The organism is Buttiauxella gaviniae (assembly GCF_040786275.1).
GTDB lineage: Bacteria > Pseudomonadota > Gammaproteobacteria > Enterobacterales > Enterobacteriaceae > Buttiauxella > Buttiauxella gaviniae_A.
The window spans coordinates 4560571-4577849 of record NZ_JBFMVT010000002.1 but is presented as its reverse complement, the minus strand read 5'-3'; the positions used below and the strand labels follow the sequence as shown (position 1 = coordinate 4577849).

Sequence of the window (17279 nt, the reverse complement as noted above, 5' to 3'; positions counted from 1 at the left end):
CTCGCAAAAAAAGAAAGCCATGCTAACAGCATGGCTATACAGATTATTGCGCCAGGTCATCCCAATTGATTAGAAAACCTTAACTCTTGGGTGTTATTTAGAAGGTTAACACCTTGTCTGCGCTAAGCGTCCACGCGGCTAATTCCATCAGGGTGCCAATCTCTACGCCGTCTACGAGCGGCAGCGCGGTAATGCCGCGTCCGTCGGTACAGGTTTTGCACAATTTCACCGGCACATTTTGCGCCGTCAGGATCTCAAGCATCTGCTGGATGTTATACCCCTCAGCCGGTTTCTGGCCGCGCAAACCAGCAGTCACGGCATCAGACATTAAAAACAACTTCACTTCCGGCTGTGGCTCTTGCTCACAGAGCGCAATCCCAAGACGCAGGCTGTTAAACAGTGATTCGCTGCCATAGGCAGCCCCGTTAGCGATAATGACAATCTTCTGCATTTTTAACTCCTTTATGCCTGAAGGCACGACTTTTGCTTATTACTCAGTCTACTTGCCGTTCAGGAGCGTTTTATGAAGGCCACCGCACGCGACTTTTATCTTGCGGCTCGAACCCGTGGACGTGAGCAGTTGCAGGATATTCTGCAAATCGGGCAGCTCACCGGGCGAATAGCCAGGCTCGCGCACATGCTACAACGCGAGCGCGGGGCTTCCAACATTTGGCTCTGTTCGTCGGGCCGCCTGTTTGCCGCTGAGCGCAGGCTTTGTATTGAGCAAGTGGATGATGAACTCGCCCTTTTTCAGCAGGCGATTGCCGAACCTGAATACCTGCCGGGCAGCGCGCTGCTGGTAAGCCTTGCCTGTGCGCTGCATTATCTGGAGCGTTTACCGGCTCTTCGGGCAGAAATTAGCGAACGGCAAATCACACCGCTGAACGCAATGGAGCAATTCAACACCGGGCTGCGGCATCTGCTGAGCATTGTCCCGGAAACCAGCAACGTGGTTGAAGACGCAGGCGTTGCGCGTGCGCTGACGGCGCTTTTTTGCTTCATGCAGGGTAAAGAGCTGGCCGGACAGGAGCGGGCGATTGGTGCCGAGGGCTTTACCCAAGGGGAGTTCAGCGAAGCGCTGCGCCAGCAACTGGTCGACAGAATCGACAGCCAGCAGCACTGCTTTGATGCGTTTTGCGGCATGATTGATGAGCCGCTGCGTCAGCGCTATCAGGCGCACTGCGAACCGAGCCGCGAAATGGAACAGCTCAGGCGGCTTGCCTGCACACGTCTGACCCGCGATGGCGATGAACCGCAGCGGGTGTTGCGTTGGTTTGCACTGTTAACCACGCGCATTGATGCCCTAAAAGAGGTGGAAGAGGCGTTAATTGATGCGGTGATGGCTCAGGCACAACAGGCGTTAGGCCAGGTTTTGCAGCAAACCGCGCTCAATGAAAGCGACATGACTCGTTGGGTTTTGGGGCATGGGGGCAAAGGGAGCGAGCGCTACCTCGACCGCCATCTCCTCCCGCTGGTGCGCCAGCAGGCCCAGCAACTTGAAACCATGGCCCAGCAGTTAGCCTCGCTTCAGGCCTCGCTTGAGGAGCGTAAAGTTATCGATCAGGCCAAAGCGTTGCTCATACGCCATCAGGGTTACAGCGAAGAGCAGGCCTGGCAAACGCTGCGCAAAATGGCAATGAACCAGAACAAGCGCATGGTTGAAGTGGCAAGCGCCATGGTTTCCGTAGCCGACATCTGGCAGTTACCCACTAAGGGGTAGTTGCACAAAGTGTGGGCGTTAAGTGCGTTTTTGTGGTGCGACACAACGGGGGATTCTCGGCAAAACTGCGGTTTTCGGGCTTATTAAACTGGCACGCGAGTTGCAATAACTTACTGAATCGAATTTTTCTCTGAATTGCGCCAATGGCGGTGCGACGCAGAGTGGACAAAGGCGTCCTTCAATGTGCTGACCCACATTGTCGGGCGCTTTTTTTTATCTTTTTTTCAGGGTGAAGCCGATGACCAACAAACCTATAACCCTCTCGCGCCGCCGATTTCTTCAGGCTGGCGCGGCCTTAGGTGGAACATATTTACTCCCAAGGATGATGAATTCTGTCTGGGCGGCAGGTAGCGATAAGCCCGAACAGAGCACGGTTAAAGTCGGATTCATCCCGCTCACCGATTGCGCATCTGTCGTGATGGCCTCCGTCAAAGGCTTCGATAAAAAGTACGGCATCTCAATTGTACCGAGCAAAGAGGCGAGCTGGGCTGCGGTGCGCGACAAAATGGTTTCCGGCGAACTGGACGCCGCACACGTTTTGTACGGCCTGATCTATGGCCTGGAAATGGGTATAGCCGGAAAGCAGCAGGCGATGGCGAACCTGATGACGCTCAACAACAACGGCCAGGCGATTACGCTTTCCTCCGAACTGGGAAAGCAGGGCGTCACCGATGCGCAGAGCCTGAAAAAACTTGTGGCAAGCAAAGAGCCAGGAAGTTTCACCTTCGCGCATACCTTCCCGACGGGCACCCATGCGATGTGGCTTTATTACTGGCTGGCGCAGGCGGGAATCAACCCCTTTACCGATGTGCGCACCGTTGTCGTTCCACCGCCGCAAATGGTGATGAACATGCGGATTGGCAATATGCAGGGCTTTTGCGTCGGCGAGCCGTGGAACCAGCGTGCGATCAGCGATGGCATCGGCTTCACGGCGGCCACATCGCAATCTATCTGGCCTAATCATCCGGAAAAAATTCTCGGCACCCGCAGCGCCTGGGTTGAACAAAACCCCAACACCGCACGCGCTTTGGTGGCGGCCATTCTTGAGGCTTCGCGTTGGATTGATGCCAGCGACGACAACCGCCGCGAAACCGCCAGTGTTCTCGCGGGGCGGGCTTATCTCAACACCAAAGCTGATTACCTGACCGGGCGCATGCTCGGGCAGTACGACAACGGTATCGGCAAAAAATGGCGCGACGATCATGCCATGCATTTTTTCCGCGACGGCGAAGTGACCTTCCCGTGGCTTTCCGACGGCATGTGGTTCCTGACGCAGCACCGCCGTTGGGGCCTGCTTGAAACCGACCCTGACTACCTTGCCATCGCCAAACGCATCAACCGAATCGACATCTACCAACAGGCTGCCGCCGCCGTAGGCAATATTTCCGTGCCTGCCAGCCCAATGCGCACCAGCACTTTGATGGATGGCAGCACCTGGAACGGCAGTGATCCTGCCGCCTACGCCGCAAGTTTCGCCATTAATAAACGCTAAGGGGAATAAGATGAACCAACTTGCACATAAACCACCCGAGCAGGCACTGAATGCAGCGGCAGGGGAAGTAATCGTGCTTCCACCCGTTACCGTTCGTCGCCGTAAACCGCAGTGGCGCACGTTTTGCCTGAATCTGTTTCAGCGCCTGATCCCCGCCACGCTCGGTATGGGCTTGCTGGTGGTGGCGTGGCAAATCGCCGCCATCAACAGCAAAGGTTTTCCGACGCCGCTGAGTACGCTGGAATCTGCCATTACGTTATTTTCCGACCCGTTTTATAACGCCGGGCCGAATGACCAGGGGATTGGCTGGAACATTCTGGCTTCACTCCAGCGCGTGGCTATCGGCTTCGGTCTGGCGGCTATCGTCGGTATTCCAGCGGGCTTCCTGATAGGCCGCTTTACCTTCCTCGCCCGCATGTTTAACCCGATTATCGCGCTGCTGCGCCCCGTGAGTCCGCTTGCATGGCTGCCCATCGGCCTGCTGCTTTTCCAAAAAGCGGAACCCGCCTCAAGCTGGACGATTTTCATCTGCTCTATCTGGCCGATGGTGATTAACACCGCCGAAGGGGTGAAGCGTATTCCGGAGGACTACCTCAACGTGGCGCGAGTGCTGAAGCTTTCCGAATGGACGGTGATGCGGCGCATTTTATTCCCGGCGGTCCTGCCTGCGGTGTTAACCGGCGTGCGGCTTTCCATCGGCATTGCATGGCTGGTGATTGTCGCCGCCGAAATGCTGACCGGCGGCCTGGGGATTGGGTTCTGGATCTGGAATGAGTGGAACAACCTAAACGTCGAAAACATTCTTATCGCGATTGTGATCATCGGTGTCGTCGGGCTGCTGCTTGAGCAGGGCTTAATGCTGCTGGCACGCCGCTTTAGCTGGGAAAAATAAGGGGCAGATGATGAAAAAAATTATCCAGGTTCAAAATGTCAGCCAACGTTTTTCAACCGCCAGCGGCGAGTTTTTAGCCCTGAGCAACGTCAGTTTCGACATCGCCGAAGGGGAGACCATCAGCCTGATTGGGCATTCGGGCTGCGGAAAATCAACCCTGCTCAACCTGATTGCCGGCATCACTTTGCCTACCGAAGGCGGATTGTTATGCGACAACCGAGAAATTGCGGGGCCTGGGCCCGAGCGCGCGGTGGTATTCCAGAACCATTCGCTCCTGCCGTGGATGACCTGTTTTGAAAACGTTGCTCTGGCGGTGGATCAAGTATTCCGCCGCAGCATGAACCGCGCCGAGCGTCGGGAATGGATTATTCATAACCTCGAGCGAGTGCAGATGGGGCACGCCATCAACAAGCGTCCCGGCGAGATTTCCGGGGGTATGAAACAACGCATAGGTATTGCCCGTGCGCTGGCGATGAAACCGAAAGTGCTGCTGATGGACGAACCGTTCGGCGCGCTCGATGCCCTGACGCGTGCCCATTTGCAGGATGCGGTGATGCACATTCAGCAGGAATTGCGCACCACCATCGTGCTTATCACCCATGACGTAGACGAAGCCGTGCTGCTTTCTGACCGCGTGCTAATGATGACCAACGGCCCTGCGGCGACGGTTGGCGAAACGCTGCAGGTGGATTTACCGCGCCCGCGCCATCGCGTTGAACTCGCAGAAGATAGCCGTTATCACCATCTGCGCCAGCAGGTGCTGCGTTTCCTGTATGAAAAGCAGCCTAAGGCTGCCTGAGGAGTCGCCCATGAAAACGCGGCGTCTGATTATTATCGGCAACGGCATGGCGGCTCTTCGGCTGGTGGAGCAGATAGTCGCCCGGGGTGATGCGCGTTTTGCTATCACGCTATTCGGTGACGAACCCGCGCTTAGCTACAACCGTATTTTGCTCTCGCCTGTGCTGGCGGGGGAAAAGCCCGCGTGTGCCACGCAGTTACACGATGCGGCCTGGTATCGTTCGCACGGTATTGCACTATTCACCGGCGAAGCGGTGCTTGATGTAGACACCCAACGTCAGACCGTGCGCTCGGATAAACGCACGCTGGAATATGACGACCTGGTTTTTGCCACAGGCTCGCTGCCGTTTATCCCGCCGATTGACGGGCATACGCAGCCTCACGTTCGCGGTTTTCGCACCCTGGCCGATGTCGACGGCATTCTGAATGGCGAAGGCGATGCGGTGGTGCTCGGCGGCGGTTTGCTCGGCGTGGAAGCGGCGGCGGCGCTGCGCGCGCGCAATATTCCCGTCACGCTGGTGCATCGCCAGCCGTGGCTGATGGACATTCAGCTTAACCCCCAGGCAGGCAACCTGCTTGAGCAGCATCTTGCAGAACGCGGTATTCTCTGCCTGCTCAATTGCGGCATCGAGCGCATTAACGCGGATAGCGTTGTGCTGAGTAATGGCGACGTTTTGCCCGCCGGACGCGTGATTATTGCCACCGGCGTGAAACCCAATATTTCTCTCGCCCAACGAGCGGGGCTTACCTGCCAGCGCGGGATTGCCGTAGACCCGCAGCTTTGCAGCTCCGCGCCGCATGTGAGCGCGCTGGGTGAATGCTGTGAAATCGACGGGCAGACGTGGGGGCTGGTGGCTCCGTGCCTGCAACAGGCGGATGTTCTGGCGGCGCGCCTGTGTGGCTCCCCGGCGGCAGACTTTCGTTACCAGGACCGCGGCACGCGTCTGAAAGTGAGCGGCATTCCGCTTTTTTCACTGGGCGATGTTAATCCACACCCGGACACCCGCGCCATTACCGCCTTTGACCCTCTCTCAAAGCATTACCGCTGCCTCTATTTGCGTGGCACTCGGCTGGTTGGGGCGTTGCTGATGGGCGATATTTCGCCTGCCAATGCGCTAACCGACCTTTTACTCAGTGCGGCACCGGTTACGCCTGACGCGCTGTTCGATGAGTACACTTCAGATGAGCAGCCGTTGGCTGCCGGAAACGATGACATGACAAAAGCAACCCTGGTAGTAGTCGGGCACGGCATGGTCGGACACCACTTTCTGGAGCAGTGCGTGGCGCTGCAACTGCATAAAAGTTATCACATTGTGGTGTTCGGTGAAGAGCGTCATCCGGCGTACGATCGCGTGCACCTTTCGGAGTATTTTGCCGGGCGCAGCGCACAATCGCTCTCAATGGTGCAGGGGGATTTCTTTGAAGAAAATGACATCGAACTGCGCTGTAACAGCAAAATCGTGGCGATCGACCGCCAGCAGCGCCTCGTGCGCGACAGCGACGGGCGTGAAACCCACTGGGACAAACTGGTGCTGGCGACAGGTTCATTCCCGTTTGTGCCGCCCGTACCGGGCAATGACCTGGCGGGCTGCTTTGTTTACCGCACGCTTGACGATCTGGATGCCATTGCCGGCCGCGCCCGCAGCGCGAAACGTGGCGTGGTGATTGGCGGCGGTCTGTTAGGGCTTGAAGCGGCCAATGCGCTTAAACAGCTTGGGCTGGAAACGCATGTAGTGGAATTTGCGGCGAACTTAATGGCGGTGCAGCTCGATAACGCCGGAGCCGCCATGCTGCGGGCCAAAATTAGCGATATCGGCGTTCAGGTTCATACCAGCAAAGCCACCACGGCGATTACTTACGATAACGGTTTACAGCTTAATTTCGCCGATGGCGACACACTCAGCACCGACTTAATCGTTTTTTCCGCCGGGATCCGCCCGCAGGATGCGCTTGCCAAAACGGGCGATCTGGTGCTCGGTGAGCGCGGCGGGATTGTGATTAACGATCGTTGCCAAACCAGCGATGCATCTATTTTCGCCATCGGGGAGTGCGCCCTGTGGGAAGGGAAAATTTTTGGCCTGGTCGCTCCGGGTTATCAAATGGCACGCGTGGCGGCGGCCACGCTCGGCGGGCAGGAATCCGCGTTTCGTGGCGCAGATATGAGCACCAAACTGAAACTGCTCGGGGTCGAAGTGGCCTCTTTTGGTGACGCGCACGGTCGCACCCCGGGCAGCCAGAGCTATCAATGGACCAACGGCCCGCAGCAAATCTACAAAAAAATTGTGGTTTCCGCCGATAACAAAACGCTGCTCGGTGGCGTGCTGGTGGGGGATAGCCAGGAATATGCCACGCTCCTGCAAATGATGCTTAACGGTATGGCGTTGCCCGCACAGCCAGAAAGCCTGATTTTACCCGCAAGCGTAGGTGGTGCACCGAAAGGGCTGGGCGTAGCGGCCTTGCCGGACACCGCACAAATTTGCTCATGCCATAACGTCAGCAAAGCGGATATTTGCGCGGCGGTGAGCAACGGCGCGGGAGAGTTGGGGGCGATTAAAGCCTGCACCAAAGCGGCGACCGGCTGTGGTGGATGTTCGGCGCTGGTGAAACAGGTGATGGAATACCAGTTGCAGGCGCAGGGTGTTGAGGTGAAAAAGGATATTTGCGAACACTTCCCGTACTCGCGCCAGGAGATTTACCACCTCGTTCGCGTTAACCACATCCACAGTTTTGAACAACTGATTGCCCGCTATGGGCGAGGGCACGGCTGCGAAATATGTAAACCGCTGGCGGCATCGGTGCTGGCGTCGTGCTGGAATGAATACTTGCTCAAACCGGCGCACTTGCCGCTTCAGGACACCAACGATCGCTACTTCGCCAATATTCAGAAAGACGGCACCTATTCCATTGTGCCGCGCGTTCCCGCCGGAGAAATCACACCGGACGGTCTGATTGCCATCGGGCAGGTGGCAAAACGCTACCGGCTATACAGCAAAATTACCGGCGGGCAGCGCATCGATCTCTTTGGCGCTCGCCTTGAAGAACTCCCGGTGATTTGGGAGGAGTTGGTCGCCGCAGGGTTTGAAACAGGCCATGCCTACGGCAAGTCGTTGCGTACCGTGAAATCCTGCGTCGGTTCAACCTGGTGCCGCTACGGCGTGCAGGATTCAACGGGGTTGGCGATTGAGCTGGAGAACCGTTACAAGGGCCTGCGTTCCCCGCACAAAATCAAGATGGCGGTGTCCGGCTGCACCCGTGAATGCGCTGAAGCGCAGAGCAAAGACATCGGCGTGATTGCGACCGATAAAGGCTGGAATCTCTACGTTTGCGGCAACGGCGGGATGAAACCGCGTCACGCGGATTTGTTCGCAAGCGATCTCGACCTTGAAACGCTGATCCGCACCATCGACTGTTTGCTGATGTTTTACATCCGTACCGCCGACCGTTTGCAGCGCACCAGTACCTGGATGGATAACCTCGAAGGCGGCATTGCTTATCTGCGCGAAGTGATTTTAAACGACAGCCTTGGGCTTACTGACGAGCTGGAAAAAGAGATGGCGAGCGTAGTGGAAACTTACCAGTGCGAGTGGCAAACCACGCTCAATAGCCCGGACCGCCTGGCGCTCTTCCGCTCATACGTTAACAGCGATCGGCCGGATGAAGCCGTACAGCGCCTGCCGCTGCGCGGGCAGTTACAGCCGGTGAACGATGTTATTCATCTCCCGGCCGTTACGTCTGCTAAACCGTGGCAGGCGGTGTGCGATATCAGCGCGATCCCGGCGCAGGCGGGCATTGGTGCCCGTCTGGGGGATCTGCAAATTGCGCTGTTCCGCTTTGGGGATGCGATTTACGCGCTGGATAATCTTGAACCGGGCAGCGATGCCAACGTGCTGTCGCGCGGCATCGTCGGTGACGCCTCCGGTGAGCCCATCGTTATTTCTCCGCTCTACAAACACCGCATTCGCCTGCGCGACGGGCGCACTCAGGACGGTGAGCAGGCGGTACGTGCCTGGCCGGTAAAAGTGGAGCAGGGCACCGTTTGGGTGGGGAACCAGGCGCTGATTGTGCGTGCGGAGGCATCATGAGCGGCGGGGTGCGCACGACTTGCCCGTACTGCGGCGTTGGCTGCGGCGTGCAGGTGATGAAAACCCAGGCCGGGAATTATGAAATCAGCGGGGATCAACAGCATCCGGCAAACCTTGGGCGGCTATGTGTGAAAGGTGCGGCGCTGGGGGAAACGCTCGGACTGGAAGGCCGATTGCTCTATCCCGAATTGAATGGCGAACGCGTGGCGTGGGAAACCGCGCTGGATGAAACCGCCCGCCGTCTACAGGGAATTATCGCTGAGTTTGGCCCGCAAGCCGTGGCGTTTTACGCCTCAGGCCAGTTGCTGACGGAAGATTACTACGTTGCCAATAAACTGATGAAGGGGTTTATTGGCGCGGGCAACATCGACACCAACTCGCGGCTTTGTATGTCGTCGGCGGTGGTGGGATATAAGCGTGCTTTTGGCGCGGATTACGTCCCGTGTAGCTATGAGGATCTGGAGCAAACCGACCTTGTGGTGCTGGTCGGGTCGAACGCGGCCTGGGCGCATCCGGTGCTTTATCAGCGCCTGGTGCAGGCAAAACAGCAACGCCCGCAGATGAAAGTGGTGGTTATCGACCCGCGCCGCACCGCCACCTGTGACATTGCCGATTTGCATCTCGCATTACGTCCAGGGAGCGACGCCGGATTGTTCGTCGGCCTGCTCAATCACCTGCATAATGTGCACCCGCTCACGGGGGATTTATTCGAGGGGCAGACGGCTGCTCTGGAGAGTGCCACGGGCTGGACGCCTGCAAAATGCGCAGATTTCTGCCAGTTGGATCTTGCGGATATGCAAACCTTCTGGCAATGGTTTAGCGAAGCTGAGCGGGCAATGACGCTCTACACCATGGGGATTAACCAGTCATCCAGCGGCAGTGACAAATGCAACGCCATCATCAATGTGCACCTGGCGAGCGGCAAACTGGGGCGTTCCGGCTGCGGCCCGTTTTCGCTGACCGGGCAGCCAAATGCCATGGGCGGGCGCGAAGTGGGCGGCCTGGCTAATCAACTGGCAAGCCATATGAATTTTGAGCCTGCGGATATCGCACGGCTCGGGCGTTTTTGGGGCAGCGAGCGCATCGCGCAAACGCCGGGGCTGATGGCGGTAGAGTTGTTTGAGGCGATAGGGCGCGGCGAAGTAAAAGCGGTATGGATTATGGGCACCAATCCGCTGGTTTCCCTCCCGGACAGCTCTCATGTGGCGCAGGCGCTGGCGAATTGCCCGCTGGTGATTGTTTCGGATGTGGTGCGTGAAACAGATACCTCGCGCGTTGCCACGGTAAGATTTCCGGCGCTGGCGTGGGGGGAGAAAAACGGAACCGTCACCAATTCTGAACGACGGATTTCACGCCAGCGCGCATTTTTGCCCGCACCCGGTGAGGCTCGGGCAGACTGGTGGATTGTTTCGCAGATAGCCCAACGGCTGGGCTATGGTGATGCGTTCGGCTGGCAGCATCCTCATGAAATTTTTAGCGAACATGCTGCCCTTTCCGGTTTTGAAAATAACGGCACGCGCGCGTTTGATATCAGCGGCCTGGCAAACCTGACTCGCGAACAATATGACGCGCTGGAACCGGTGCGCTGGCCGGTAGCGGCCTGCGGAAATGTAGCGTTTAAAAGCTGGCGACCAGGCGGAAAATTCCAGTTGCTGCCTGTTGAGCCCGAATTACCGCACGCCGTTGCCGATCGTCTCTATCCACTCATTCTGAATACCGGGCGCATCCGCGATCAGTGGCACACTATGACGCGCACCGGCAGCGTGCCGCGCCTGATGCAGCATATCAACATGCCATTTCTTGAAATTCATCCCCATGACGCAAAACGTTACAGTGTCACTGATAATAAGCTGGCAAGAGTGATTTCCCGTTCGGGCGCACTGGTGGCGCGCGTGCAGGTGAGTGAAAATCCGTTGCCGGGAAATGTGTTTGTGCCAATGCACTGGAACCAGCAGTTTGCGCGGAAAGGGCAGATTAATGGCCTGGTGGAGAGCGTCTGTGATCCGCATTCCGGCCAGCCCGAAAGCAAGCAAACGGCGGTGCGTATCCAGGCGCTACAGCCCGTATGGTTCGGGGAGATTTTTGCCCGCGAATCGTTTACTTTTGCGCAAGATATTCAGTGGTGGCGGCAGGCGTCAGCGGGCGTGGAGCATTTTCTTTGTGCTACAGACAGTTCGCCTGAGTCCTGGATTGAAACCCTGACCGCAGGCCGAGGCTGGCAGTTGCAGTATGCCTGCGGTGAGAAGGATTTTTACCATCTGCTCGCCTGGCGTGAAGGAGAACTACAGCTCGCATTTTATTCGGCAAAAATCTGGCCGAGGATTAATACCGCAGCGGTAGTCAGTGCCTTTAACCAGGCACCGCAAACGCCTGCTGAACGCCATCGTTTGTTAACCGGGCAATCGCCTGGCGTGAGTGAGGATACCGGCCCCGTGATATGTAGCTGTTTTGGCGTAGGGGAGAATACGATTCGGGGGGCGATTGCCGCAGGATGCCAGACGGTGGCTTCCCTGGGGGAGAGATTACGCTGCGGCACCAACTGTGGGTCTTGTATTCCGGAGCTTAAAGCCCTGCTTAAATAAAAACCGGAGAAATCCGTGTTTACGCGTTTAAGCAGGATTTGCCGGAACGTGATGTTATAATTTCCAGATGTTTAGAAAAGCTGTTCCATTTTTTACCCTTTCATATGCCCTCCTCAGCGCGGGAGGGAGTGCCAGTACCCGCCACTCTTTTATCGAGAAAGCGGAAAACCCCTTTAGCCAGACGACTGAACAGTTGCCCGATATGGGCCTTGCACCGGAAACCGATGCCGCCGCCCGGGAAATCGCCGCGATGGCGAAAAAATTTGGTGAGGCCAGCATGGTAGATGACGGCCTGGATACCGGCGAGCAGGCGCGAATGTTTGCCTTCGCCCGCCTGCGGGATGTGCTGGCAGATAAGGTCACAAGCCAGGCTGAATCACTGTTATCCCCCTGGGGTAAAGCGAGCGTTAATCTGCTGGTGGATGAGCATGGCAACTGGAACGGTAGCGGTGCCTCGCTGTTTACGCCCTGGGAGGATAACAACCGTTATCTCACCTGGAGCCAGGTGGGTTTTACCCAGCAGGATAGCGGTGCGGTGGGCAATCTGGGCGGCGGGCAGCGTTGGGTCGCGGGGCAATGGTTGCTCGGCTACAACGCCTTTTATGACAACCAGCTTGCCCGCAATTTACAGCGTGCCGGATTTGGTGCGGAGGCGTGGGGCGAGTATTTACGCCTGTCTGCAAACTATTATCAGCCCTTATCCGGTTGGCAGGCGGGCAGCAGCGAAACGCTGGAGCAACGCCTGGCCCGCGGGTATGACGTTACCGCCCAGGCCTGGCTGCCGTTTTATCGTCATGTGAATACCAGCGTTAGCCTTGAGCAGTATTTTGGGCAGAGTGTCGATCTGTTTGATAACGGCAACGGCTATCGCAACCCCGTTGCGGTGACGATGGGCCTGAATTACACCCCGATCCCGCTGCTCACCTTGACCGCGCAGCACAAGCAGGGCGAAAGCGGTGTCTCGCAGGATAATCTCGGCCTGAAGGTGAACTATCGTTTTGGTGTGCCGGTGGAAAAACAGCTCTCTGCCGCCGAAGTGGCGACCACCAGTTCATTGCGCGGCAGCCGGTATGACAACGTTGAGCGTGATTCGCTTCCGGTGATGGAGTACCGGGCGCGTAAAACGCTGTCGGTCTTTCTGGCTACGCCGCCGTGGGAGTTACATTCGGGCGAAACGGTGGGGCTCAAGCTGCAAATCCATGCGACGCACGGAATCCGTAATATTAGCTGGCAGGGGGATACTCAAGCGCTGAGTCTGACTCCACCGGCCAATAATCGCGATGCCGATGGCTGGAGCATTATTATGCCAGCATGGAACAATGAGGGTGGGAACGCGTATCGTCTGTCGGTGGTTATCGAAGACGATAAAGGGCAGAAAGTGACGTCTAACTGGATTACGTTGAAATTAGCGCAACCGCTATTGGTAAGCCCGGTAGAAGATCCGCGCTATGAATTATTGCCTGATACGCCGTAAATAGTTCGAGCTGGAGAGCTCCGCTTCAACTCGAATTATTTAGCGTGTGGCATCTTAAAAAATACGATCCTGATGAACCCATACCGCCGCTTCAACGCGCGATTTAAGTTTCATCTTTTTAAGCAGATGCTTCACGTGAACTTTCACCGTACTTTCGGTGATATCCAGACGACGGGCGATCATTTTATTCGGCAAACCCTGGGCGATGAGCTTCAGAATATCGCGCTCGCGCGGGGTGAGCAGGTTGACGTCGCGGTCAGAGGTGGCGCGGTTAGCACGTAAACTTGCCGCCAGTACCGGCGTCAGCGCTTCGCTCAGAACCATTTCGCCCGTTGCCGCTTGTTGAAGGGCTTTGAGCAAATCTTCCGGTTCCATGTCTTTTAACAGATAACCGTCAGCGCCTCTTTTCAGGGCGGTAACCACATCTTCTTCATGGTTTGAAACGCTGAATACCACGATGCGGCCAGACAGCGGTTTTTCGCGCAGGCAATCCAGCGTTTCCAGACCGTTCATACCTGGCATATTCAAATCCAGCAAAATCAGATCGGGATCTAACTCTTCGGCAAGCTGTACGCCTTGTTCTCCGTTGCCTGCTTCACCAATGACGACCAGCTCCGGCGCCATGCTAATAAGCTGTTTGACGCCAGTCCGTAGCATGGGATGATCATCTATTAGCAAGATGGTTGAGGCTTCGGGGTTACTCATGATTTGCTCCTGTAGCTATTTCGGGGATGAAACTCACGATGACCTGGGTACCACCATTTGGGCGGGCTCGCACCTGGCAGTCGCCTTTCAGGCTTTGCGCGCGGTCTCGCATGATAATAAGGCCGTAATGATTGCGGCGTTCGCCGTTTTCAGGAATGCCACAGCCGTTATCCCATATGGTTAACGTAATTTGGTTATCGCGATATATCACGCTGACGCCACATTCGGTGGCACCGGCATGTTTCAGACTGTTATTCAGCGCTTCACGGGCGATCTGCACCATATGAATGGCCTGATAGGACGGCACCAGACGCGGCGGAACCTGGTAATCAAGCTGGACCGGAAAGCCCAGTTTTTCACTGAATTCACGGCAGCTTGATTCCAGCGCAGGGCGCAGCCCAGGCTCAATTAATTGCAGACGAAACGTTGTCAGCAATTCGCGGAGTTGTCGCCATGACGTGTTCAGTTCACTGCGCATCTGGCCGAGTAAGTTTTGCATTTCGGCAGGCAATGACGCCCCCTGCATTTGCAAACAGCTCACCTGCATTTTCAGGCAAGAGAGGGACTGAGCGATGGAGTCGTGTAGCTCGCGGGCAATAGCCGAGCGCTCTTCCATCACCACTAACTGCTGTTGATGTTCGTACTGCCGCTCCAGCGCCAGCGTTGCGGTTAGCTGCTCCATCAGCGTTAATATCAACTGCTGTTGATCGTGCGTTAGGCTGCTGCCAACCGGTAATTGCGCCAGGACCAGGCCATATTGAATATGGTTGTCAGTCAAACGCCATTTTTGCGCGGTGGTTTCGCAAGGCTCCAGCGCCGGGCCGCGCGGGCAAAGGTTACACCCCTGCGCGTCACAACTGCTGTCTGGCTGGTAGGTAAACTCTTCGTAATTCTCTTCGTCTTCATATTCGTAGACGCGCAGCTCGATATTGCGCAGCGGCGTTAAATGCTGCAGTTCACTCAGCACGGGCGACAAGCGCTGGCAAAGCGGAGCCTGGGAATGCAGGCGGCGGTTGGCCTGATAAAGAAACGACAGGATCTGGTTTTTCTGCTCAAGCCCGGCGGTTTTCTCGCGTACGCGCTGCTCAAGGCTTGCGTAGCTGCCAGCCAGTTCCGAAGACATACTGTTCAGTGCAAGGCCCAGCGTCGCCATTTCGTTACCGCCGGGAATGTTCACGCGGTGGGTAAAATCCCGGTGACCAATCGCTCGCGACATCGCTAACAATTGCCGCCATGGTCGTAAAAGCCGTTTACGTAACCAAATGACGGTAAAGATAATCAGCAGACCCATTACCGCCGCCATACCCAGTTGTAGCTGGATAACACGGTGCAGACGCGCTTCGGTGGTGTGATCGAAGATGGTCACCAGCTCATCGATGCGCGAGACAAAACTGGCAACGTGGGGCTGAACCTGTTCGGGGTTTTGCGCATGACGCAGCGCGGGCTCTAGCTCATCACGCCAGTATTTTTGCAGGGCGGCGAGTTTATCTTGCTGCCCATCCCGCAGCGCTGCGACCTGGAGATCTTCGCTCCAGGTGGTTTTTTCCATCTCTTCAAACAGCGCATTGTCTTTTTCGGTAAGCGGGATGGCGGCCAGCAGACGGTAGCTTTGCATGCGCATAGAACCGGCTTTATTGATCGCGTGCGCATTGCCAAGAATACCTTGCCCCAGCCAGCCCGCGAGGCTCATTCCCGCGACACCCAGCAACGCCAACACAAGCACGATTAATGCCAGTTGGTTGAACAGAGTGAGAGGGGACAGCAGGCGCTTTAACATTGACAAGTGAACTCCGGGGCGACGGAAAGCCAGAACGGTATTCTCAGACATACCCTGGAGTATACCCATACCCCTTCGGGATTACCTACAAATTGCCAGAGGTGGCATGTGACAGTGTGAGACCTCTAACACCCGCTATCAGCCATGTGAAAAGTCAGGCAATTTTCCTTTTTTATTCTTACCCACAAAGAGTGATGGCGATTTTTTAAGCGCCATTCAGATAGCTTATCCCTTGATTCACATCAACTTTTATTCGTCATTAGCACCTAATGTGGCGGCCATTACTCTCACTCTTTATGAGGTGTTTATGTCTCAGTCTCCCGCGAATAGTCAAAAAACGGGATCGCTTATTACCGAATGGCGTCCAGAAGAGCCGGCGTTTTGGCAAACTACCGGTCATCCGATTGCCCGTCGCAACTTATGGATTTCCGTTCCTTGCCTGCTGTTAGCGTTCTGCGTCTGGATGCTGTTCAGTGCGGTTGCGGTGAACCTGAATAAAGTGGGTTTTAACTTCACCACTGACCAACTGTTTATGCTGACTGCGCTGCCGTCAGTTTCTGGTGCATTGCTGCGCGTGCCGTACGCCTTTATGGTGCCGGTATTTGGCGGTCGTCGCTGGACGGCGTTCAGCACCGGGATTTTGATTATTCCATGCGTGTGGTTAGGCTTTGCCGTGCAAGACCCGACGACGCCGTTTAGCGTGTTCATCACCATTGCGTTACTGTGTGGTTTTGCTGGGGCAAACTTTGCCTCCAGCATGGCGAACATCAGCTTCTTCTTCCCGAAATCAAAACAGGGCGGGGCGCTGGGTCTGAACGGCGGTCTGGGTAACCTGGGCGTGAGCGTAATGCAGTTGCTGGCTCCGCTGGCGATTTCGCTCTCCATGTTCGCAGTCTTTGGTGGTACGGGCGTTGAGCAGACAGATGGTTCCATGCTGTACCTGGAAAACGCGGCGTGGGTGTGGGTGCCGTTCCTGGCAATTCTGACCATTGCGGCCTGGTTTGGTATGAACGATTTGGCAACCTCTAAAGCGTCTTTAAAAGCGCAGTTGCCAGTACTCAAACGCGTTCACCTGTGGATCATGGGCCTGCTTTACCTGGCGACTTTTGGCTCGTTCATCGGCTTTTCTGCCGGTTTTGCGATGCTGGCAAAAACTCAGTTCCCGGACGTTAACATTCTGCATTTCGCTTTCTTCGGCCCGCTGATTGGCGCGCTGGCGCGTTCTGCGGGTGGGGCGATTTCTGACCGCTGGGGCGGGACGCGCGTTTCGCTGTATAACTTCATCGTGATGGCGATCTTTAGCGCATTGCTGTTTACCACGCTGCCACACAATGGCGTCGGCGGGAACTTCATCGCTTTCTTTGGCGTGTTCCTGATGCTGTTCCTGACCTCAGGCCTGGGGAGTGGTTCTACCTTCCAGATGATCTCCGTGATTTTCCGTAAGTTGACCATGGACCGCGTGAAAGCGCAGGGCGGGAGTGAAGAGCAGGCGCTGCGTGCAGCGGCAACGGATACCGCGGCTGCATTAGGCTTTATCTCGGCGATTGGCGCGATTGGCGGTTTCTTTATTCCAAAAGCATTTGGGACTTCACTGGCACTGACCGGCTCTCCGGCTGATGCAATGAAAGTGTTCCTGGTGTTTTACATTCTTTGTGTGGTGATTACCTGGGCCGTGTATGGCCGTAAGTCAGCACAGTAACCTTTTGACCTTTTGGTTATCCCTTGCGCGGCTTCGGTCGCGCTTTTTTTTACTCCAA

The 17279-nt window shown here is 56.3% G+C and carries 11 protein-coding genes; 8 read left to right on the top strand and 3 right to left on the bottom strand.

What is annotated here, in order from left to right; all coding sequences use genetic code 11:
- Positions 1–97: 97 nt before the first annotated feature.
- On the bottom strand, positions 98–451 hold the full coding sequence (locus AB1E22_RS21485; RefSeq protein WP_367597241.1) for a DsrE/DsrF/TusD sulfur relay family protein: 354 nt from the start codon (positions 449–451) through the stop codon (positions 98–100).
- A gap of 72 nt (positions 452–523) precedes the next feature.
- Here AB1E22_RS21485 and AB1E22_RS21480 point away from each other — a divergent pair, with 72 nt between their 5' ends.
- From AB1E22_RS21480 to AB1E22_RS21450, 7 genes are all read left to right on the top strand, one after another.
- Positions 524–1720 carry a nitrate- and nitrite sensing domain-containing protein gene (locus AB1E22_RS21480; protein ID WP_367597240.1) on the top strand — a complete coding sequence of 399 codons (1197 nt, stop codon included), beginning with the start codon at positions 524–526 and terminating at the stop codon, positions 1718–1720.
- A 238-nt stretch (positions 1721–1958) separates the two neighbouring features.
- The gene (locus AB1E22_RS21475; RefSeq protein ID WP_367597239.1) at positions 1959–3212 is read left to right on the top strand and encodes a CmpA/NrtA family ABC transporter substrate-binding protein; all 1254 of its coding nucleotides are present in this window, start codon (positions 1959–1961) and stop codon (positions 3210–3212) included.
- A gap of 10 nt (positions 3213–3222) precedes the next feature.
- Positions 3223–4104, top strand: coding sequence for a nitrate ABC transporter permease (gene ntrB / locus AB1E22_RS21470; protein ID WP_367597238.1), 882 nt, complete (start codon positions 3223–3225; stop codon positions 4102–4104).
- A gap of 10 nt (positions 4105–4114) precedes the next feature.
- Entirely contained in the window at positions 4115–4903 is a 789-nt protein-coding gene (locus AB1E22_RS21465; RefSeq protein ID WP_367597237.1) for an ABC transporter ATP-binding protein, read from the top strand.
- A 10-nt stretch (positions 4904–4913) separates the two neighbouring features.
- Positions 4914–8984 (top strand): nitrite reductase large subunit NirB, encoded by a 4071-nt coding sequence (gene nirB, locus AB1E22_RS21460; protein WP_367597236.1) that lies wholly within the window; start codon positions 4914–4916, stop codon positions 8982–8984.
- Positions 8981–11566 (top strand): nitrate reductase, encoded by a 2586-nt coding sequence (locus AB1E22_RS21455; RefSeq protein ID WP_367597235.1) that lies wholly within the window; start codon positions 8981–8983, stop codon positions 11564–11566. Before nirB ends, AB1E22_RS21455 begins: the two co-directional genes overlap by 4 nt.
- 67 nt (positions 11567–11633) lie before the next feature.
- On the top strand, positions 11634–13040 hold the full coding sequence (locus tag AB1E22_RS21450) for a YchO/YchP family invasin (protein ID WP_367597234.1): 1407 nt from the start codon (positions 11634–11636) through the stop codon (positions 13038–13040).
- A gap of 54 nt (positions 13041–13094) precedes the next feature.
- Here AB1E22_RS21450 and narL read toward each other — a convergent pair whose 3' ends face one another.
- Positions 13095–13745, bottom strand: a complete 651-nt coding sequence (gene narL / locus AB1E22_RS21445) for a two-component system response regulator NarL (protein WP_367597233.1) — start codon at positions 13743–13745, stop codon at positions 13095–13097.
- Positions 13738–15522, bottom strand: coding sequence for a nitrate/nitrite two-component system sensor histidine kinase NarX (gene narX / locus AB1E22_RS21440; protein ID WP_367597427.1), 1785 nt, complete (start codon positions 15520–15522; stop codon positions 13738–13740). Before narX ends, narL begins: the two co-directional genes overlap by 8 nt.
- Positions 15523–15829: 307 nt before the next feature.
- On the opposite strand from narX, the gene AB1E22_RS21435 reads away from it, so the two are divergent.
- A complete protein-coding gene (locus AB1E22_RS21435) occupies positions 15830–17221 on the top strand; it encodes a NarK family nitrate/nitrite MFS transporter (RefSeq protein WP_367597232.1) in 1392 nt (463 codons plus the stop codon).
- The last annotated feature ends 58 nt before the right edge of the window (positions 17222–17279 follow it).